Source organism: Mitsuokella sp. AF21-1AC (genome assembly GCF_003458855.1).
Lineage (GTDB): Bacteria > Bacillota > Negativicutes > Selenomonadales > Selenomonadaceae > Mitsuokella.
Window position 1 is genome coordinate 28586 of record NZ_QRVW01000020.1, and the last position, 20243, is coordinate 48828.

Below are 20243 nucleotides of genomic sequence, written 5' to 3' on the forward strand. Positions count from 1 at the left end.
AGCGGGGACAGCACGCGACTTGCTGTGCTCGTTGTTCTGCCGAAGGGCAAGAGCCTGAGCGGAGGGATGTATTCCGCCTGGAGGCGCGCAGCGATTGCCCGCAGGGATGAGGCCCCACACCAAAGGCGCTTCACTCCGGATGTCAGAACGCCGCGGCAGGCGGCGAAACTTCTTTGCTGCACGCAGCAGATTGGGTCACATTTAGCTGCGCGCTGAAGCCGGAATATATCCCGCAGCGCCTTCCCCCTCATCTGCCAGTTTCCAGATGAATGGGCGTCGTTCAAGCAGCGCGCGTTTCGCACATTCGTCGGGCTTCGTAAAAAAGGAAAAAATCCCTTTAGCCAGCCGACTTCGCGCAGCGTTGCTCCCTTGTCACCGCCTTTCACATTCAGCTGCGCGCTGAAGCCGGGATACATCCCGCAGCGGCCTTGATTTCCTCCTTTCATCAAGCAGAAATTCAACTGCCAGCAGTTCCCCTATCGACCCTGCGGGCCACGCCCGGGGATGCCACTGGCATCCCGCGCTTCGCGCCCGTGCGTGGGGCTACGCCGCATGTAAAGACTTGCGGTCAAGTATTGTTCGTGCCCACCAGCTCAAGGACCTCTTCCACCGCTTACGCGGTCCCCCTTCCCCGTGCGCGGGACTACGCCGCTTGCAAGAACTTGCAGTTGAGTTTTGTTCTTGTCCGTCCATGGACCTCTTCCACCGCTTCGCGGTCCCCCTTCCCCGTGCGCGGGGACGGCTGTGCATGAAGATTTCAGATAGACCGTTTATAATGAAAAAAGATTCATCAACAAAAAGAATATGTCAAAGGAGATGATCGATTTGAAACAAGTATTTGCATCACTGGCCGCAGGGGCCATCTTAACGGCGGGGACAACAATCTGTGCGGCATCGGTCGCACCCGCTGCGCTCGTCGCGGGCGGCATCGAATACGGCGCTTCGGCTGACTATGTCCAGCAGGTATATGGCACACCTTCTGAGATTGAGACGAAACATTATCACGAACTCTTTAGCGGTGCGGTCATGAAATACGAATACGGCGATTCCTTCGAAGTGACATTCGTAGACGGCCTGGCACGCCACATCGAGATTTCCCGTCACAATGGCATCAAGACGGCGGCCGGCATCGAGGTCGGCTCCACGCTGGAAGAAGTAAAGGCCGCTTACGGAGAGCCGGACAAAATCCACGGCGACAAGTACATCTATCTCTGTGATGATAACTCGGATCTCGGCATCGTGTTCGAGGTGGAACACAACAAAGTAGACGAGATTGAGATTGGCTATTTGGACTGATCGTCATCATCGCAGACGAAACCAATAGAAACCAATAAATGGGCGCATCCTGCAGATTCAGCCGCTGCGGATGCGCCCACTGTCTTCCTTTCGTACCTCTCCAGCACTTATGCAAAGTATCATGACGACGCTGTTAAACAATACGTATTGAATTAATACGTATTGTCTGCTAAAATAAAGGAGGATGGATTATGACGCCAAAAGAAATGGAGAAACTTATAAAAAAAGACGGTTGGAAATTAATCCGAATCAATGGATCCCATCACCAATATCGCCATACGACTAAACCTGGTATCGTGACCATTCCGTTTCATGACAAGCCAAAAGATTTACAAAAGAAGACCATTTCTTCTATTTTAAAACAAGCAGGGTTGAAATAAGGGAGTGATAAAATGTTAAGCATGTATCCGGCTATTTTTTTCCACGAAAAGGATGGCGGCTATTCTGTCGTATTTCCAGATTTAAATCATCTCTCTACCTGTGGAGACACGTTCCAGGAAGCGATGGAAATGGCCGTAGATTGTTTGGCGGGTTATCTTTATACCATGGAACTGGACGGAGAGCCTGTTCCGGCACCTACCCCCATTAAACAGGTAAATCCGCATACCGAAGAAGACCCCGATGATCCGTACGCTGATGCGGACATCCTGGTCAACATGGTATCCGTCGACGTTCCGGAGTACGCCAAGCAGCATTTTACGAAATCGGTTAAAAAAACGCTGAGCATCCCGCAATGGATGAATGACCTGGCCATCTCGAAAAAGATCAATTTTTCCAAAGTCCTGCAGCAGGCGCTGTTGAAAGAATTAAACATCAAGAGCACATGATCAATACGGAGGTTTCAATAACATGTCATCATCCCAGCTTTTACCGTTTGCGTCCGACTATATGGAAGGCGCGCATCCCGCGATCCTCAAGCGTCTGGCCGAGACGAACCGCACGCCCATGCCCGGCTACGGCACAGACACCATCAGCGAGGCGGCGCGCGCGAAGATTCGGGCGGCCTGCCAGTGCCCGGAGGCCGACGTCTATTTCCTCGTCGGCGGCACGCAGACGAATGCAACCGTCATCGACGCGCTGCTCGCCTCGTATCAGGGCGTCGTCGCGGCGGATACGGGCCATATCAGCCTGCATGAGGCCGGCGCCATCGAGTTTGGCGGGCACAAGGTCCTGACACTGCCGCATACGGACGGCAGGCTGCGCCCGGAAGACGTCGATGCGTATCTGACGGCCTTCGCGGCCGACGGCAACCGCGACCACATGGTCATGCCCGGCATGGTCTACATCTCCCATCCGACGGAGTACGGCACGCTCTACACGGCCGAGGAACTGCACCGCCTGCACGCGATCTGCCAGGCCCACAAGGTCCCGCTCTTCCTGGACGGCGCCCGCCTCGCCTACGCGCTCGCCTGCCCCGAGAACGACGTGAGCCTATCGCTGATTGCTGCCTGCTGCGATGCCTTCTACATCGGCGGCACGAAATGCGGCACGCTCTTCGGCGAGGCCGTCGTCTTCCCGCAAAAGAACCGCGCACCACATTTTTTCACGATCATGAAGCAGCACGGCGCCCTGCTCGCCAAAGGCTGGCTGCTCGGCCTGCAGTTTGATGCGCTGTTCACGGACCACCTGTACGAGCAGATTGGCGAAGCTGCCATCACAGCGGCCGATGCCATCCGAAAAGCCTTGCAAGCATACGGCTACCGCCTGTTCTTCGAGACGCCGACCAACCAGATCTTCGTCATCATGGCCAACGAACAGCTCGAGCGTCTCGCAAAGAAAGTCTCCTACAGCTTCTGGGAAGCGTACGATGCCGAGCATACCGTCATCCGCCTGGCGACGAGCTGGGCCACGACGCCAGAAGAAACAGATCAGCTGCTCACTGCTTTAGATGAAACAATCCGTTGAGAATACAGCGTAACGAAAAAACCATTGCTTCACCGTTATGGTGTGCACCCCGTCAATAGGACACGGAAAAATAAAATACTCAAACTTCGCAGTTGATAATCCGCTGATTTATTCTTAGCGGCAGTCTGCAAAATAAAAATAGCATAAGCTCATTCCGTTTTGTATAATGAAAGTAACCAAAATCCACAACACAAACGGAGAGCTTATGCTATGAATATTGTACCACATCATCATCACTCCTGTGAAGTCACTTCTTCCAAGATTCATCAATTCTTTGCCGAGTTCCACATTGGCCAGATCCTGCGGAGCTGCAATGCCTACAAGCTGCGCGGCATTGCCGTCATGGCCATCTTCCTTGTCGCATTCGAGGCGGTATTCCAGCGTCGGTCTTTCTACCAGCAGAAGAAGGATGCGCCGAAGTCCATCCCGTTCGAGAGGGACACCTTCTACCGCTTCCTGAATTCCTACGCCATTCATTGGCGCAAGTTTACGCTGCTTTTGAAGCACGGCCATCATCCAGAAGGCCATCGCGCCGCTGACAAAAAGCAAGGCTCCAGAGGTTGTCCTGACCTTATTGCAAGAAGCGCGTGAAGCAGGTGTCCCGGCTCAGTACGTCATGTTCGACTCTTGGTTCTGCTCGCCGGCATCGCTGCACCAGATCCACGAGTTCTGCTACGACGTTATCGCGCGTGTCAAGAAAAGCGAGAAGATGCACTTCCGCTTCCAAGACCGCATGCAGGACGTCAAGACCATCTACCGAGGCCGTAGGAAGCGCCGCGGGCGCTCCGCTTACCTGCCCTCCGTAGAAGCTGAGGCCGTCAAGAATGGCAAGCGCCTTCCCATACGGCTGGTCTACGTCCGCAACAAGAAGAAGCGCAGTGACTACCTTGTCCTGGTCTCAACAGACCTGACACTGTCGGAAGAAGAGATTATCCAAACTTATGGCAAGCACTGGAACATCGAGGTCTTCTTCAAGATGTGCAAGTCCTATCTGAAATTGGGCAAAGAGACGAGATCCATCTCCTACGACGCTCTGACCGCTCACACGTCTATTGTATTCGCGCGCTATATGATGCTCGCGTTAGAGCAGCGGCGCAACATAGATGACCGAAGCCTTGGCGAGCTCTTTTACCTGACGATAGATGAGCTGGAAGACTTGCATTATCTGGATGCTTTGGCCGCATTGCTGAGCCTGCTGATGGACTGCGCTCAAGAAGCAGAGATTCTTGACGAAGAGCAGATTAACCAACTGCTCGATCTGTTCGTGGCCAAACTGCCCGCTCTATGGGAAAAGTGTCTGAAACAGTGTGCATGATGTGACGATGATGCATGCCTGAAATCCTGATAAATCCTTATCTCACAAGGGTTTTAGGTGTGCGAAGTTTGAGTTATACAATAAGTACAACGCCAAAGCATCAAGCGGCTTGCACCGTTTTGCCCGAGCGGATCTGTGTTATCGAGGAATGTTCCCAGTGATACCACCTCGTATCATTTACACCGTATCAAATAAATGTGGCAATTTGCATTTCACCTGTAAATCTGATATAATAGAGAAAAACATATTGGATTACAAGGCGGAGTCTGTTCACCGACAGGCTCCGTCTATTTCTTTGTAAGGGGGCTTTTTATTGTATCGAACAAATTTACAGAAAAATATCGTTATACCGAGTCTTATCATCATTGCATCTGTTGCACTGGGATGCATCGCCGTGCCTGAGGGTGCGAAAGCCGTCCTGACGTTTCTCAAGCAGGAACTCTTCAATTCCTTCAGCTGGATCTACATCCTCAGCGTGGCCTTCTTCTTTCTGTTCCTCGTCGTGCTCTGTCTCGGCAAGCTCGGCGATATCCGCTTGGGCGACGATGACGAGGAGCCCGAGTATTCATTCTTCTCCTGGCTCTGCATGCTCTTTTCTGCGGGCATGGGCATCGGCCTGATGTATTTCGGCGTGGCAGAGCCGATATCACATCTCTCGGCGCCACTTCACAGCATGGCCTCGCCTGTCGTGCAGACAAAGGAAGCCATGCTCAACACGCTGTTCCACTGGGGAATCCATGCCTGGGCAATCTACGGGATCATCGGCCTCTCTCTGGCCTATTTCGGCTTCCGTTACCGTCTGCCGGTGACCATCCGTTCTGGCTTCTATCCCCTGCTCAAGCATCGGATCTACAGCACGCCGGGCACGGTCATCGACATCCTGGCACTCTGCGCCACGATCTTTGGCCTGACGACTACACTCGGCTTCGGTGCCATGCAGCTCCATGCCGGACTTCGGGAAATCGGAGCGCTGTCTGGTGCATCCTTCCAGAGCCTCGTCTTCATCATCCTGCTGTCCATCGGAGCTGCCGTCTTGTCCTCTATCTCCGGCGTTGGCAAAGGGGTCCGTTACCTGAGTCAGGGCAATCTGATCCTGGCCATCTCCCTCATGCTTTTCGTGCTGCTGACAGGACCGACCGTCTACATCCTGGCCGCCTTTACCGAGAACATCGGCTACTACCTGACGCACATCGTAGAGCTGTCCTTCCGCACCTTTGCCTATGAGAGCACCAAGGAAGAGTGGTTCACGAGCTGGACCATCATGTACTGGGCCTGGTGGATTTCCTGGGCACCGTTCGTCGGCCTGTTCATCGCCAAGATTTCCCGCGGGCGCACGATCCGCGAATTCGTCGTCTGCGTCCTGCTGATCCCGACTGTCTTCAACCTGCTCTGGATGACTGTCTTCGGCAACGGCGCCATCTGGATGGATGCACAGACGGCAGGCATGCTGACACAGGCAGCCGAGGAAACAGACCGCCTCTTATTCCTGTTCCTCAACCAGCTGCCGCTTCCTGCCATCACATCGCTTATAGCCATCCTGGTCATTGCGATCTTCTTCATCACGTCGGCCGATTCCGGCATATTCGTCATCAACTCCATCGCCTCGCAGGGTAAGAGCACTTTCCCGAGATGGCAGAGCATCCTCTGGGGAAGCATGCTCGCCGTGCTGGCCATCGGCCTGCTCTACTCTGGCGGGCTTGAAGCATTGCAGACCATGACGGTCATCATGGCACTGCCGTTCTCCCTCATCATGGTCGTCATGGCCTTCTGCCTGCTGCGCGGCCTCTGGGTAGATGACTCGTATTTCAGCCGGAACCTCTCTAAGAGCACGGCCTACTGGGACGGCAAACACTGGCAGGCACGCCTGAAAAAGGTCGTCTCCACGGGAAAGCTCGAGGATGTGAGGGCCTTCCTGCGCGATGTCGCCGATCCCGCCTTTGAGGAACTGCAGGCGGAATTTGCGAAGAACGGGATTGCGGCACAGATCCGCAGCGGTGAAGAAGACGGGCTCCCGTACTGTGAACTCATCGTCGAAAGCGGCCGCCTCCGCGACTTCCTTTACGGTGTCGGCTGCAAGGAACACGCCGTCTCCAAGATGGTCGTCTCCTCCGACCTCCTTCCGAAGATGGATACGGTAGATGACTTCGAGCCGGTCTGCTACTTTGCCGACGGCAGGCGCGGTTACAGTCTCAAGTACATGCGCCGCGAAGAGATGCTGACCGATGTCCTGCGCCAGTACGAGCGCTATATCCGCATGATTGCCAACAGCAAGCACAATCTGTACCTATTCGACAAGAAGAACGATGAGACGTGACGTCTCCGGTGAAAGGTGATGTGAGATGAAATGATGTGGCGTGATCTATTCAATCTAAAGGGAGGCGCCGCCTCCATCCAAGAAATCAACCAGCGCATCCTTGCGGATGCGACGGTATCGGGGACAAATCTCGTCGTCCTCGTCATGGCCATCATGATTGCCTGTGTCGGCCTGAACATGAACAGCGTCGCCGTCATCATCGGCGCTATGCTGATTTCCCCGCTCATGGGCGGGATTGTGGCCATCGGGTACGGCATGGCCACATACGATATGCACTTCATCCGGCAATCCGTGATCAAGCTTGCCTTCCAGGTTGGCTTTGCCATCCTGACGGCCTCCCTCTACTTCGCCATCTCACCGCTAGCCTACTCGACGGACGAGCTTCTGGCACGCACCTCTCCCACCATCTGGGATGTCATCGTCGCCCTGTGCGGCGGCATTGCGGGGGCCGTTGGCAATACGCGTCAGGAGAAGAGCAATGTCATCCCCGGCGTGGCCATCGCCACCGCTCTGATGCCGCCGCTCTGCACAGCAGGATACGGGCTGGCATCCGGCCATTACCCCTTCTTCCTCGGCGCGATGTACCTCTTTTTCATCAACGCCTTCTTCATCGCACTCGCGGCCTTCCTTGTCTTCAAACTCCTCGGCGTCCCATCGCATGGTGATGTCGAGGCCTCACAATTCCAGCGGCAGCGCCTCATCCTGGCGGCTCTCGGCATCTTGATCACGGCGCCGAGCATCTATCTCGCCTATCAGATGGTCGAGGAGAATCTGCGCGACATGCAGGTCAAGAGCTTCATCAGCGAGGATATGGTCTTCCAGACGACGAGCGTTGTCTCCTACACCGTAAAGGACCACGTCCTCACCGTCGATCTCGTGGGCACGCTGCTGACCGAGAAAGAGATTGCCGCCCTGCAGGACGAACTGCACGCGCGCAACAGGCTCCAAGACCTCGAGCTCGTCGTCATACAGGGGCAGCGCGAACTCGACCGCGAGCAAGTCCAGAATCTCATCAATGCACGGCTTGAGAAGCAGAGCACTTCCGAAAAGGAAATCTCCTACAAGAACCTCTCCGCGCAGTATTACCCAGCCTACAAGCGCGCGAGCGCAGACCAGCAGACCATCGAGATCCTCACACAACAGGGCCCTCTTCTCTTCCCCGAGGTTCTCTCCATCCAGGGCGGCACATTGACATCCGTAACGCCCCAGAAGGATCAGCCAAAAACAGAGAAAAAAGTAGACCACAAGCGCTTCATGGTCGAGGTCATCGTCAAAGAGCCGCTCCGCCCAGAAGAAGCCGACCGCTTGCAGAAGTGGATTGCCGCCCAGGTCGAGATACCTGTCCTCATGACCGTCCAGACTGTAGATCATCCCAGTGACTTCTACGGCGACGGCATCGCCTGGCCGTAAAAAAAACTGCTCTCACCATCAAGGTGAGGGCAGTTTTTTTCTCTAGGCTCAGGCCGTCTGGCTCTTGGCGCGGCGGCTCAGGGCGAGGCCGATAAAGACGACGCCTGCGGCGAGGACGGCCTGGAGGGCGATGGCAGCCCAGTCGCCGACGGTGCTCGTGAGCATCGTGCCGAGGATCTTGTCGTGGGCGATCATGGAGCCCGCCGTCCACCCGAGGAGGCCGGCGCCGGCGTAGAGCACGATGGGGAAGCGGTCCATGATCTTGCCGATGAGCGTGCTGCCGCCCACGATGATCGGGATGCTGATGAGGAAGCCGAAGACGACGAGCAGGAAGCTGCCGTGCGACGCGCCCGCAATGGCCAGCACGTTGTCGACGCCCATCGCGGCATCGGCGATGATGATGGTCTTGACCGCGCCCATGAGGCTGTCCGATGATTCAACGTGCTCATCCTTCTTCTCCGGCACGAGCAGCTTCACGGCAATCGGCAAGAGGATCAGACCGCCGATGGCCTGCAGGTACGGGATGGTCAAAAGCCACACGGCCACGAGCGTCATGACGAGGCGGATGATGACGGCACCGGCCGTGCCGATGAGGATGGCCTTCCTGCGCAGGTTCTCCGGCAGCTTGTTCGCCGCCATCGCGATGACGACGGCATTGTCGCCGCCGAGCAACAGGTCCATCAGGACAATCGTGCCGAGGGCCATGAGGAATTGCATCGATAAGATTTCCATGGTGTAGATTCCTTTCTCTCTCAACTAATACACAGGCAACAAACAAAAAGAGACCTCCGCATGGTATCCGAAAACCGGGTATCATGCGAAAGTCTCACCTGTTACATCCGTAACGCTGCCACCAGCCGCTCGCGCGGCATGCTTGTTGACGGCAGACCAAAGAGGTTACTCCCCTTCGCTATTCGTTTGTAGCATCAGTATAACAGATGGAGGCACCTGCTGTCAATCCACGAAATCATCTGAGCTTGTGGAAAATAGGCTGCATATGCTCAAATGTCGCGATTTCTGTAAAGCCAATCTCATCACGGAGAATCGCATAGGCGTCCTTGATGTGGGCGGCTAGATAGGAAGTCTGATGGGCATCGGAGCCAACTGTGATGATACGTCCGCCAAGGTCTTTGTAGAGATGCAGGATGTCACGGCTCGGCTGTGTGTCAGACAAGCCATAGTGCCAGGATGAGGTATTGACCTCGATGCCCTTGCCATCTGCGATAGCCTGCTTGAGAATCTCAGCCACTAGGTCTCTCACGTTGTCAAAGGGATAGCGGCCTGCCTTATCATAGCGTACCAGGAGGTCGAGATGCGCCAGGACGGAGTAATGCTTGAAGACCTTCATCGTCTTGAAGATTTCCTCGTAGTACGCTTCATTGTATTCTTTCTGGCTCCGCCCGCACTGAAAGTCCTGATTCCAGAATTCTTTATTGTCAACCTGGTGCATCGAGAACAGCACGAAATCCAGCTCATCCTGATACTTGACAAAGAGTCGCTCATAATCGTCCACCGTGATGGACTGGATGCCAAACTCCAGTCCCGAGCGTATCTTGATCTTATCGCCATAGGCCGCCCGCATGAGCGCAAGCTTGGTAAAATAGCGGGGATAATCGACGTTGGCGAGCGGCTCGCGCTCCGCATCTCCTGAGGAAATGCCATCGCCCTGACGCCACTCGATACCGCGCGGGTCATCCCAGTCGCGCTTGATGCCGTAGTCGACATGATCGGTGAAGCACATCTCATCGAGCTCCAGTTCGATGGCCTTCTCGATCTGGCTCTCCATCAGTTCCTTGGAATCATCGGAAAATTCACTGTGTAAATGGTAATCTGCGTACAACTGTATCGCTCCTTTCGCTTGTCAGCCGCTTTGCTCAGCGAGTCTTCTGGATGAGGCGCTCGTGCATGAACGCCATGATGGCTAAGAGCACGAGCAAGTAGATTGGCAGCAGGGATATCGACAGATGGTTGGCCAAAATGCCGAACAGCGGCGGCATGAGCATCGTGCCGATGTAGGCGGCTGCCATCTGGACGCCGATGATCGCCTGCGACTTGTCCCTGCCGAAGTGTGCCGGAGTCGAGTGGATGATGCAGGGATAAATCGGCGCACAGCCAAGCCCAATCAGGATCAGGCCAGCCAATGCGAACGTCTCACTTGCGGGGAGCATCACCGTCACGATGCCGAGCAGGATCAGCACCTGCCCCATCCGGATCATGCTCTCGTCATGCATGCGCATCGCGAGAAAGCCATTGATGGCGCGCCCCACCGTGATGCCGATGAAGAACATCGCGCCAAAACTCGCCGCCTGTTCCGCCGAGATACCCTTGCTGAGATTCAGGAAGCTGCTCGCCCAGAGGCCGCAGGTCTGCTCGACCGCACTGTAGCAGAAAAAGGCGACCAGTATCTCACGCGCGCCCGGTATCCGGAAGATCTCGCGCAGTGAGAGCGGCTTGCGCTTATCCGCATAGGCTGCCTGCACGTCGTTCTTCCGCTCCTTCCAGAGCGGCAAGCTGGCAAACAGGATAATGGTCAGGACGACCTGCATCACAGCGATGATATGGTAGCCGGCCGGCCAGCCCTTCCCCATCGCCAGCGCCATGCCCATGATGTACGGTCCTGTCGCTGCACCGACGCCCCACATGCAGTGCAGCCAGCTCATATGCCAGTTCCTGTAGTGAAGCGCCACATAATTGTTCAGCGCGGCATCCACACCGCCGGCGCCGAGCCCATAGGGAACGGCCCAGAGACAGAGCATCCAAAACTCACTGGATACCGAGAAGCCAAACAGGGCAGCAGCCGTCATGGCGACGCTGATGGCTGTCACCTTCCCCGTGCCGAGCCGGAGCGTCAGCCTGTCGCTCTGCAGGCTCGAGACGACCGTCCCGAAGGCAATAATCATCGAGATGATGCCCGCATAAGACAGCGGCGCCCCCAAGTCTTCGTGCATGACCGGCCAGGCAGCCCCGAGTAGCGAATCCGGCAAGCCCAGACTGATAAAGGCAATGTAGATGATTGCTAAGAGCAAATGTACCATGTATTGTCTTCCTCCTCACTTGATGATATGATTATATCGTCTTTAAATATGAATTCATAGATAAATACAGGCATTTTATATGATGATACCGTCAATCTGAGATAAAAGGAGACGTAATATGGTCGACTTGCACTGCACCCTGCACACAGACAAGAATCAAAAAGAAATCACGCGGCACGGTAGTGTTCTATTTCCCGTGGCATGCTATGAAGATGATATGGCCTGTACAGGCGTTCCCATCCATTGGCACGATGAATTTGAATACATCCTAGCCTTCAATGGCACCATCCATCTCCATGTCGGCACAGAGCCAATCACGCTGCGGCAGGGAGCAGGCATCCTGATAAACGCAGGTGTCCTGCATTCTGTCTCGCATTCCCTTCACAAGCCGAGCGTCCTGCGCTCGCTCGTCGTCCATCCCGACCTGATTGCAGGCTCCCCGCAGTCGTGCTACTGGCAGGAGTTGGTTCTTCCCTTCTACAGCAGACAGGACCTGCCTTTCCTGCTCATGAAAGGGGACGAACCTTGGCATATAGCAATCGCCCATCTGATGATGCATGCCTGGGATGCTATCACGCAAGAGACCGAAGATTACACGATTGAAGCACGCTATATACTCTCCAAGGCACTACATATCCTATGCCAGAATCTTCCTTCAGCCCCAACCTCAATTTCTCGCAATGCCAACCTGCTTGAGCGGATGAAGCTTCTCCTGCAGTACATCGAGCAGCATTACGCAGAGACCATCTCGAATCAGACCTTGATGAACCTGGCCGCCTGCAGCGAAAGCGTCCTGCTGCGCAGCTTCAAGAAGACAGTCGGCACATCGCCGATGAACTACCTGCAAACTTACCGCATCCAGCGGGCATCATCGCTTCTCCTGTCCACCGATATGACTTCTAGCGAGATTGCCACTGCGACAGGCTTCCATGACATCAGTTACTTCACCAAGATCTTTCATCGTACAACAGGCTTGGCACCGCAACGCTTCCGGGCAGCCCATCGCATCCAATAACATCTGCCCAGCTATGATTGATAAATATGCAGCCAATAAAAATGACTCTCGAACGATGTCTCTGGATAGGCATCGAACGAGAGTCGTTCTTATATTGGTCGCTCAAGCGTGAATAACTCCTTTATTCATTTGACTGCATAGCCGTTTTCCTGCAGGACAGCCATCGCTTTTGCGAAGTTCTCTTCCTTGACCAGGATGTAGTCCGTGTTATAGGTAGAGACGGCAAAAATCCCGATCTTGTTTTCGGCGAGGATCGTGGAAAGCTTGGACAGGATGCCGATGAGCGAGAAATCCAGTGTGCCCTCGATGCGGAAGGCCCGCCAGCCATCCTCGCGCGCCGTCGTCTGAGAGGGCGCGTCCTCCGTCTTGCAGACCAGGGAGAGTTCCTCGTCTGTCTTGGCGAGGAAAAAGAAATCTGATTTTGTATCCACTTTGTCCATTGCATCCAGCTTGCATACCGTCAGCGGGAAATCCATCTTTTCCAGGTTCATCCGTATCCTCCTAAATGTATCAAACATGTATCAAAGGCGCTGCTCTGCGGCGCGCACGGCATGGCGCACGCAGTCGTCACAGGAGCAGAGCATTTTGCCCGTCTCGATGCCCTTGAGGTCTTTGCAGATGGTGGCACCAGCTTTTTCCTCGAACTCGTGCAGGATATCGCGCATGACGGCAGCCGTCGGCCTGCCGCTTTTATTGAGGAGCCCCATGACCATGCCCACGCCGCAGAGCGCGCCGCACGTCGCCTCCGTGCAACCCATGCCCATGCCGAAACCCGAGCCGAGTGCCCGGAGCTCTTCCTCCGATTTGCCGAGCTCCCCGGCAAAAGCCAAGAGCACCGCCTGCGCGCAGTTGCAGTTCTCGTGTTTATACGCCACGGCCTGTTCGGCCCGCTTATCCATATCCATGCTAATCCCCACCTGTTTTTCAATGTATTTGCTTCTCTATCATTATACGTGATTCCTGCCGTCTTGCAAGTCTTGTCTCATCCCTGGCGCCATGGCATTTCCCGCAACAAGCCAGCCATTGCCCGTGTGCCGCCCGACGCTGCTCCGAAACACTCACTTATCGTTGTACAATGTTAGCACATTGTGATATAATTAAATAAAAAGGAGATGATTTTATGGCTACAAACGCAACCATGACCATCCGCATTGATGCGGATCTGAAGCGGCAAGCAGAAGCAATCTGCGAAGAAATGGGACTTACGATGTCAGCCGCCGTTACCATTTTCACGAAACGCCTGGTCAAAGATCGCGCAATCCCGTTCCGCGTCACGGCCGGTGACCCATTCTACAGTGAAACCAATCAGCGGCATCTCCAAGCGGCGGCCCAACGCATGGATGCCGGAACCGAAAATACATACATTCATTCGTGACATCAAACGGCATGGCTATGATAGCAGCGGACAGGATGAACCATTACGCTATTTGGACGGCGGATGGCACAGCAAACGTATCGACAAAAAGAATCGCTTCGTTTATCGAATCTTGGATGACCGCTTGGAAATCATCCAATGTCGCAATCATTATCAGGATTGATGGAGAACAGGAGGTTTTTTATGTTTCGCAAGATGAGACGATTCAAGCAGCAGCTTACAGACGAAGCGTGCATCCAGATTCTCAAGCACGAAAAGCGCGGCGTGCTGTCCGTCCTCGGGGATGACGGCTATCCCTACGGCGTGCCGCTCGACCATTACTACAATGAGGAAAATGGCAGACTCTATTTCCACTGCGCAGTGGCCGGCCACAAACTCGATGCCATCCGCGCCTGCGACAAGGTGTCGTATTGCGTCACGGGCGAAGGACATCACGAAGACGGCGTTTCCTGGTCGCTGACGTTCCGCAGCGTGATCGTCTTCGGCCGCATGAAGGTGCTCGACGATCACGCAGCAGCCCTGCACCTTGCCCGCCTGCTCGGCGAGAAATTCACGCAGGATAAGGCGTATCTCGACAACGAAATCAAACATGCCGGACCGCGCATACTCATGCTGGAACTGACGCCCGAGCACATCACCGGCAAGCGCGTCAACGAATCCTGATCGCATCGGCGCACCGGATGGATAAAAAGACCGCCAGACTTTTCCCATTTTCCATCAAAAAAGGCACTGCCAAGCGAGCAGTGCCTTTTTTGATGGAGTCCGTCCTCCTTTATGCGTAGAGACTCTTGAGCAGATCCACATCGATATTGAGGTCGGTATCCCCCTCTTTGACATACGCCACGACCTTCACACCCGTCAGGACCTCGATCATGGCGGCGTTGTCATCCTGCATGAGGTCACCCGGCACGTAATGATTGAAAATCAGTCCGCGAATCGGGATCTCCCGCGCCCGCAGATGCTCGATCGTCAAGACGGCACTGTTGATGGTGACAAGGCCGGCATGCCAACGAGGCCGAGCAGGATACAGGCACCGACCGCGAGGGCCCCGAGCCGCGCGCCGAGCATCAGGTCCGCGAGCAGCGTAAACAGGAATTGCAGCGTGTAGACATCCGTTCCCACCGGAATGCGGATGAACGTGCCGACCGTAATCAGTGCGATAAACAACGCACACAGCACCATTTCGCGAAGTTCGAGTTTTTTCATGGCATACCCTCTCCTAATCGTAGAATTTTCACGATTCATTGGATACGCCTTTATCCGGCTATCGTCAACTATAAAATAATAATCAGTTAATAATCGGAGTGCAAACTCCCTTTCTGAAACGACAGGCAGAATCCATTTGCGAAGAGATGGGGCTTACAATGTCGGCTGCCATCATTATTTTTACCAAACGTCTCGTCAAAGATCGTGCAATCCCATTCCGCGTTACAGCTGGCGATCCATTCTACAGTGAGACCAATCAATGTCATCTTCGAGCGGCAGCAAAACGCATGGATGCCGGGAATTTCGTTGTTCATGATCCAACCGAAACGGATGGTGTCCAATGATTATCTGCTGGGACGAAGAAGCGCAGTTTTGTTTCCTGTGACATGGGCCGATTTTTGTCTGTCAAAAGACTGTATACTGTACACTTTTACGGTTCAAGCAGGAAAATTCCCGTTCATGGTGAATGCTAGAACTAAAAGGTATATTTTGTATTTCATTCAGGGATACATAGAGGTGATTATTATGTCAAATGAAAAAACTGCCACTTCGTTTTCGAAGAAATACGGACTCCTCTTTGCGGTCCTCGCGATGCTCGTCGTCTTCCTGCTACCGACACCAGCCGATCTGACCACGGCCGGCCATCGCATGCTGGGCATCCTGATCTTTGCCATCATCGTCTGGATCACGGAGGCCGTGAGCTATCCGGTCAGCGCCGCCATCATCGCGACACTGATGATCCTCTGCCTCGGCATGAGCCCGAATCCGCAGGACCCCATGAAACTTCTGGGAACCTCAAAAGCCGTCGGCATGTCGTTCGGCGGCATCACGAGCAACGGCGCCGTGCTCGTCGGTGCGGCGCTCTTCCTCGCGGCGGCCATGATGCACACGGGGCTTGACCGGCGCATCGCCCTCTTCATCCTCTCGAAGGTCGGCGCGAAGACGAACCGCATCCTCGCGGGCATGATCTTCGTCGGCTTCATCCTCGCCTTCTTCGTGCCGAGCACCACGGCGCGCGTCGGCTGCATCGTGCCGATCGTCCTCGGCATCATCTCGGCCTTCAAGATGAAGAAAGACAGCCGCTTCGCCGCCCTGCTCATGGTCGCAACCATCCAGGCGGCGAGCATCTGGAACATCGGCATCAAGACGGCGGCCGCGCAGAACATGGTCGCCCTCGGCTTCATCGAGAAACAGCTCGGTGCGACGATCTCGTGGGCCGAATGGTTCCTCGCGGCGGCGCCGTATGCCGTCATCATGTCCGTCATCCTCTACTTCGTCTGCCTCAAGATGCTGCCGCCGGAAACGATGGAAGTCGCGGGCGGCGACGAGACGGTCCGTAAGGAACGCGCGGCCCTCGGCCCCATGAAGCCCGCCGAGAAAAAACTCATGGTCATCTCGCTCGCACTGCTCTTCCTCTGGGTGACGGAAAAAACGCTGCACCCGCTCGACACGACGACCTCAACGGTCATTGCCGTCACAATCATGCTGCTACCGGGCATCGGCATCATGAACTGGAAGGAAGCCCAGGCCCGCATCTCGTGGGGCACGCTGATCCTCTTCGGCGTCGGCATCAGCATGGGCTCGGCACTGCTCTCGACGAAGGCCGCCGCCTGGCTCGCGAACCAGCTCATGGACGTTTTCGGACTGGCCAGCATGAGCGTCTTCATGGTCTTTGCCATCCTCGCGCTCTTCCTCATCGTCGTCCATCTCGGCTTCGCGAGCGCGACAGCCGTCGCCTCCTCCATGATCCCGATCATGATTGCCGTGCTGCAGGGCCTCGGCAACGACGCCCTGAACATCGTCGGCATCACCATGGTGCTGCAGTTCGTCGTCAGCTTCGGCTTCATCCTGCCGGTCAATTCGCCGCAGGGCATCCTCGCGTTTTCGACCGAGACGTTCTCGGCCAAGGACTGCATCAAAGTCGGCCTGCCGCTCACGATCATCGGCTACGTCCTCATGCTGATCTTCGCCCAGACCTACTGGCATGTGCTCGGCATCTTCTGAGCACGCGAAGCACTCATGAAACACACAAAAATGGTTATGAACCGCCACGGCAGTACATAACCATTTTTATGTTTTATGTTATTTTGATGCACACATGCTCAATAGACGATGACCGGGGTATTCTTGTCGACGTTCTTGTAGATGGCGGCGGCGTTGGCGGGCGGGAGATTGAGGCAGCCGTGGGAGCCGCTGCGCTTGTAGATCTGGCCGCCGAAGGTCTTGCGCCATGGAGCGTCGTGCAGGCCGACGTTGCGGTTGAAGGGCATCCAGTACTTGACCTTGGAGTCGTAGCCCTGGCCGCTCAGCATGGCGTCGCGCGTCTTGTACGTCAGGCCGTAAATGCCTTTCGGCGTCGCGTACCCCTGCGTCGGATTGCCCGAGACGAAATAGCTCTCAAGGATGCATTTGCCGTCCTTATAGAGCCAGAGCTGCTGCGCGGAGAGGCTCGCCTCGATGTAAGTCGTGCCCCAGTCCTCCTTGGCATGGACGGCCGCCGTCTGCGCGTAGACGGGCTCGCAGGTCGTGCTCTCCTTCGCGGCGAGCAGCTCCAGAAGATGCGTCATTTCCTGCTCCTGATCGATGCGCCAGCCGTAATCGCCCTGCGAAATCTCGATGTCCTGCCCCGTACTCGTGTGGAATTTGCGCACGGTATAGGCCGTGTCGTATTTGTCGGCCAGCTCCTTGATGAACGCCTTGACCTGCTGCTGGTCAAAGGAAACGCCGGACGCAGCCGTATCGTCCTCCCGGAGCCATGAGACGATGCGGTCGCCCGTGAGCGTTTCGCTCTTGTCGCCAAACGTGTAGGTGATCGTGACGCCCGCGTAATCCTGCTGTGCCTGCTCGAGCGGCGTCGGCGGCGTCAAAAGCCGGTTTGCGGCCGAACTGCCCGAGAGGCGGCCGCCGAGGAATACGAGGCCGACGACGAAGCAGGCCGCGAGGAATCCGGCGACGCTGGAGAATAAAAGAAGTTGTTTTCGCTGCTGTTTGCGTTCCTGTTTGCGTTCCATAGAAGAATCCGTCCTTTGTGAGCATCTCATATGCTGACCTGCTGACATGCGTATGCGTACATGCGTGCATGCGTGCCAGGAGTAAAATCTAATTTACAACTAATGTACCACATTCTGCGCTCAAATACAAAACTTCTTCCCGATTTTTTCGGACGCTTCCTTAGCGCGGCAAGCGGCGCAGCAAAAAGGAGCATCTCCCAAATGCATGGAGATGCTCCCTGGCAGTCGGCGCCGCCCGCGGACTCACGGTGTGCACGGCCGTCCAACCGCTTCATTCGGCATTGTTGCGGCGGTTGAAATAATCGATCCATTTGGCCGTCAGCTTGATATGCGTGACGCCGGCGGCATACGGGGCCAGGTCGTAAGGCTGGTAAATGAGCGCGAGGTCGCCGTTGCCGAGCATGTAGTAATTCGTGCTGATCGCATTATCCCAGCGGTACTGGCTCAAGTCTTTGTCGGGGATGACTTCATCGCGGGCATTGTAAACTGGGAAGCCCAGGACCTGCACGCGGTCAGCAGGCGTCAGTCTGACAAAGTACGATAGCGGCAGCTTCTCCCCTGTCGCCTTGTCGTAGTTGAGGCCGATGTAATTCGGCATGCCGTGCGCGCCGCCCGTCCATTTGTACTCGCAGATGACGAGCGAAACAACCTGCTCATCCTCGTACTTGACCTCATACGAGAAACTGCCGTCGATGAAGTCGCCGCGCTCATAAGCCGCGCGGAAGTCCGCGATATACGTGTAGATATCCGAGTTGATCGCTTCCTGCGCGTCCGGGTTCTGCGTGTAGACGAGCGGATAATTCATCGTGTAGTTGATTTTCGTGTCGGTGCCCGTTTCAACGGTGGCTCCGGCCGGCAGCGGCACGCCCCAGAGCGAGATCGTGCAGAGCCCGGCCAAGAGCAGCCTGGTCAGTTGACGCTTACGCATAAAAATCCCTCCTCTAACGCATCGTACCACATGTCAGTATGTAGTACCGCCCTGCAACACAGCAGCTGCAGGGCGGTTCTTGCACATCAGTAACCCTTTTATCTAAACATAGCATATCATAAAAATAAAGAAAAATCAATCAACTCTGAAGTATGTATCAAGCTTTTCTCGGTGAATGATTTACCCTTCCGCTCGCATCTCCCCCTATCGGCCCCTTGGCCACTTTCCCCGTGCGCGGGGCTGCGACGCTTGTGCGGACCTGCAATCGAGTAACGTTGCTGCCCGTCATCCATGGACCTCTTCCACCGCTTCGCGGTCCCCCTTCCCCGTGCGCGGGGACGGCTGGGGGCTTGTACAGATGGCGTCCCCTTTGGGGAAGCTGTCAGCGAAGCTGACTGAAGGGGTGCCTGCTCGCAGCAACTTGCCATTTCCATGCAAATCGAAATATGCGCGGAACCTTGCCCATGGCCCCCTTTCGGCCCTGACCGGCCGAGACGTTTCACCGAAGGACATCACGATCACAACCTTGCGCGGCGTTTTCTTCAATGACATCAAGAACGACATCAGCTTCCGCATCGGTGACCGCGACATCATCATCATGGAGCATCAAAGCTCCTGGAACCCCAATATGCCGCTGCGCATGCTCTGGTACATCGCCAAGCTTTACAGCCGCCAGCTCGACTCCTTGGAACTCATCTACCGCTCAAGCCTCATTCACATTCCCGCGCCGGAATTCTATGTCTTCTACAATGGCAGCCAGGATGAACCCGACGATCAGAAGCTCCGCCTTTCCAGCGCCTTCTCCCATGCGGCTGACTCCTTGGAACTTACTGTCAACTGCTACAACATCAACTACTCCACCCAAAATAAGCTTCTCGACTCCTGCTACGAGCTGCGCTGTTACAGCATCTTCGTACAGAAAGTCCGTGATGGCATCCAGGACGGACTCGAGCTCAAAACCGCGATCCGTCAGGCCATCACCTATTGCAAGACACACGATATCCTGGCAGACTATTTCCAGAAAAATGAAAGTGAGGTGTTCGATATGGTCAACTTCAAATGGGATCAGAAACGCGCACTCGAAGTCGCGAAAGAAGACGGCTTCGCCGACGGCATTGCAGTTGGCGAAATACGTGGCGAACGCAAAGCTACAAGGAAAATTGCACTTTCTCTCTTAAAGAAAGGCCTTCCCGTAGGCGTCATAACCGATTCGACCAATCTCTCACTCGAAGACGTCCGCAAAATCGCAAAAGACAACGGCTTAGCTTTCTGACTAGCCGAATAAAATCCAGACACCAAGAACGAGATGCTCATGACCGGGCATCTCGTTTTTAGGTAAACGCTAAATCACCCGGTGTATATGACAAGTTCGCCCTTTAACACGCCATCACACCGCTCCATCTGGATTGCTCGATGCGAAATGACGAGCTCTT

The 20243-nt window shown here is 55.2% G+C and carries 24 protein-coding genes and 1 pseudogene; 16 read left to right on the forward strand and 9 right to left on the reverse strand.

The window, feature by feature from the left end; translation table 11 throughout:
* The 9 genes from DWX75_RS12215 to DWX75_RS08270 all read left to right on the forward strand — a co-directional run.
* Positions 1–216 (forward strand): hypothetical protein (locus DWX75_RS12215; protein ID WP_233519531.1); only part of this gene is annotated, 216 nt, incomplete at its 5' end.
* Positions 217–816: 600 nt separating this feature from the next.
* The gene (locus tag DWX75_RS08240; RefSeq protein ID WP_233519533.1) at positions 817–1296 is read left to right on the forward strand and encodes a hypothetical protein; all 480 of its coding nucleotides are present in this window, start codon (positions 817–819) and stop codon (positions 1294–1296) included.
* Positions 1297–1487: 191 nt separating this feature from the next.
* Positions 1488–1676, forward strand: coding sequence for a type II toxin-antitoxin system HicA family toxin (locus tag DWX75_RS08245; protein ID WP_118015856.1), 189 nt, complete (start codon positions 1488–1490; stop codon positions 1674–1676).
* Between the two features lie 12 nt (positions 1677–1688).
* Positions 1689–2123 (forward strand): type II toxin-antitoxin system HicB family antitoxin, encoded by a 435-nt coding sequence (locus tag DWX75_RS08250; RefSeq protein ID WP_118015857.1) that lies wholly within the window; start codon positions 1689–1691, stop codon positions 2121–2123.
* A gap of 22 nt (positions 2124–2145) precedes the next feature.
* Complete coding sequence (locus tag DWX75_RS08255) at positions 2146–3201, forward strand: low specificity L-threonine aldolase (RefSeq protein ID WP_118015858.1); 1056 nt, start codon at positions 2146–2148, stop codon at positions 3199–3201.
* Between the two features lie 210 nt (positions 3202–3411).
* On the forward strand, positions 3412–3792 hold the full coding sequence (locus DWX75_RS12130) for a hypothetical protein (protein ID WP_199497557.1): 381 nt from the start codon (positions 3412–3414) through the stop codon (positions 3790–3792).
* On the forward strand, positions 3776–4516 hold the full coding sequence (locus tag DWX75_RS08260) for a transposase (protein ID WP_233519536.1): 741 nt from the start codon (positions 3776–3778) through the stop codon (positions 4514–4516). Before DWX75_RS12130 ends, DWX75_RS08260 begins: the two co-directional genes overlap by 17 nt.
* A 313-nt stretch (positions 4517–4829) precedes the next feature.
* Positions 4830–6830 (forward strand): BCCT family transporter, encoded by a 2001-nt coding sequence (locus tag DWX75_RS08265; protein ID WP_118015859.1) that lies wholly within the window; start codon positions 4830–4832, stop codon positions 6828–6830.
* A 30-nt stretch (positions 6831–6860) separates the two neighbouring features.
* Entirely contained in the window at positions 6861–8240 is a 1380-nt protein-coding gene (locus DWX75_RS08270; RefSeq protein WP_118015860.1) for a DUF389 domain-containing protein, read from the forward strand.
* A gap of 48 nt (positions 8241–8288) precedes the next feature.
* Here DWX75_RS08270 and DWX75_RS08275 read toward each other — a convergent pair whose 3' ends face one another.
* From DWX75_RS08275 to DWX75_RS08285, 3 genes are all read right to left on the reverse strand, one after another.
* Complete coding sequence (locus tag DWX75_RS08275; protein WP_118015861.1) at positions 8289–8972, reverse strand: TerC family protein; 684 nt, start codon at positions 8970–8972, stop codon at positions 8289–8291.
* 235 nt (positions 8973–9207) lie between these two features.
* Positions 9208–10080, reverse strand: a complete 873-nt coding sequence (locus tag DWX75_RS08280; RefSeq protein WP_118015862.1) for a histidinol-phosphatase HisJ family protein — start codon at positions 10078–10080, stop codon at positions 9208–9210.
* Between the two features lie 34 nt (positions 10081–10114).
* Positions 10115–11275: a sugar MFS transporter gene (locus DWX75_RS08285; RefSeq protein ID WP_118015863.1), complete on the reverse strand. Its 1161-nt coding sequence runs from the start codon at positions 11273–11275 to the stop codon at positions 10115–10117.
* Positions 11276–11393: 118 nt separating this feature from the next.
* Between DWX75_RS08285 and DWX75_RS08290 the strand changes: the two genes are divergently transcribed.
* Positions 11394–12290, forward strand: a complete 897-nt coding sequence (locus tag DWX75_RS08290; protein WP_118015864.1) for an AraC family transcriptional regulator — start codon at positions 11394–11396, stop codon at positions 12288–12290.
* A gap of 125 nt (positions 12291–12415) precedes the next feature.
* On the opposite strand, the gene DWX75_RS08295 is transcribed toward DWX75_RS08290, so the two are convergent.
* Entirely contained in the window at positions 12416–12781 is a 366-nt protein-coding gene (locus DWX75_RS08295; RefSeq protein WP_118015865.1) for an ACT domain-containing protein, read from the reverse strand.
* A 30-nt stretch (positions 12782–12811) separates the two neighbouring features.
* A complete protein-coding gene (locus DWX75_RS08300) occupies positions 12812–13195 on the reverse strand; it encodes a C-GCAxxG-C-C family protein (RefSeq protein WP_118015866.1) in 384 nt (127 codons plus the stop codon).
* A 215-nt stretch (positions 13196–13410) separates the two neighbouring features.
* On the opposite strand from DWX75_RS08300, the gene DWX75_RS08305 reads away from it, so the two are divergent.
* Genes DWX75_RS08305 through DWX75_RS08315 form a run of 3 tightly spaced genes read left to right on the forward strand, consistent with a single transcriptional unit; the run spans position 13411 to position 14328 of the window.
* Complete coding sequence (locus tag DWX75_RS08305; protein ID WP_118015867.1) at positions 13411–13665, forward strand: type II toxin-antitoxin system RelB/DinJ family antitoxin; 255 nt, start codon at positions 13411–13413, stop codon at positions 13663–13665.
* Positions 13631–13828: a type II toxin-antitoxin system YoeB family toxin gene (locus tag DWX75_RS08310; protein ID WP_118015868.1), complete on the forward strand. Its 198-nt coding sequence runs from the start codon at positions 13631–13633 to the stop codon at positions 13826–13828. Before DWX75_RS08305 ends, DWX75_RS08310 begins: the two co-directional genes overlap by 35 nt.
* A 20-nt stretch (positions 13829–13848) precedes the next feature.
* A complete protein-coding gene (locus DWX75_RS08315; RefSeq protein WP_118015869.1) occupies positions 13849–14328 on the forward strand; it encodes a pyridoxamine 5'-phosphate oxidase family protein in 480 nt (159 codons plus the stop codon).
* 109 nt (positions 14329–14437) lie between these two features.
* Here the strand turns inward: DWX75_RS08315 and DWX75_RS08320 are convergent, their stop codons facing one another.
* Entirely contained in the window at positions 14438–14638 is a 201-nt protein-coding gene (locus tag DWX75_RS08320; RefSeq protein WP_118015870.1) for a hypothetical protein, read from the reverse strand.
* Positions 14638–14871, reverse strand: a pseudogene (locus tag DWX75_RS08325) (biotin transporter BioY); the annotation flags it as partial. The pseudogene DWX75_RS08325 and the gene DWX75_RS08320, both read right to left, overlap by 1 nt.
* Positions 14872–14969: 98 nt before the next feature.
* On the opposite strand from DWX75_RS08325, the gene DWX75_RS08330 reads away from it, so the two are divergent.
* Both DWX75_RS08330 and DWX75_RS08335 read left to right on the forward strand, forming a co-directional pair.
* On the forward strand, positions 14970–15215 hold the full coding sequence (locus DWX75_RS08330; RefSeq protein WP_255424269.1) for a type II toxin-antitoxin system RelB/DinJ family antitoxin: 246 nt from the start codon (positions 14970–14972) through the stop codon (positions 15213–15215).
* Between the two features lie 181 nt (positions 15216–15396).
* Positions 15397–16875, forward strand: coding sequence for a DASS family sodium-coupled anion symporter (locus DWX75_RS08335; RefSeq protein WP_118015872.1), 1479 nt, complete (start codon positions 15397–15399; stop codon positions 16873–16875).
* A 98-nt stretch (positions 16876–16973) separates the two neighbouring features.
* Here the strand turns inward: DWX75_RS08335 and DWX75_RS08340 are convergent, their stop codons facing one another.
* On the reverse strand, positions 16974–17882 hold the full coding sequence (locus DWX75_RS08340; RefSeq protein ID WP_118015873.1) for a L,D-transpeptidase/peptidoglycan binding protein: 909 nt from the start codon (positions 17880–17882) through the stop codon (positions 16974–16976).
* 271 nt (positions 17883–18153) lie between these two features.
* Positions 18154–18810 carry a DUF3298 and DUF4163 domain-containing protein gene (locus tag DWX75_RS08345; RefSeq protein ID WP_118015874.1) on the reverse strand — a complete coding sequence of 219 codons (657 nt, stop codon included), beginning with the start codon at positions 18808–18810 and terminating at the stop codon, positions 18154–18156.
* Between the two features lie 421 nt (positions 18811–19231).
* Here DWX75_RS08345 and DWX75_RS08350 point away from each other — a divergent pair, with 421 nt between their 5' ends.
* On the forward strand, positions 19232–20083 hold the full coding sequence (locus tag DWX75_RS08350; RefSeq protein ID WP_199497558.1) for a transposase: 852 nt from the start codon (positions 19232–19234) through the stop codon (positions 20081–20083).
* Positions 20084–20243 lie beyond the last annotated feature (160 nt).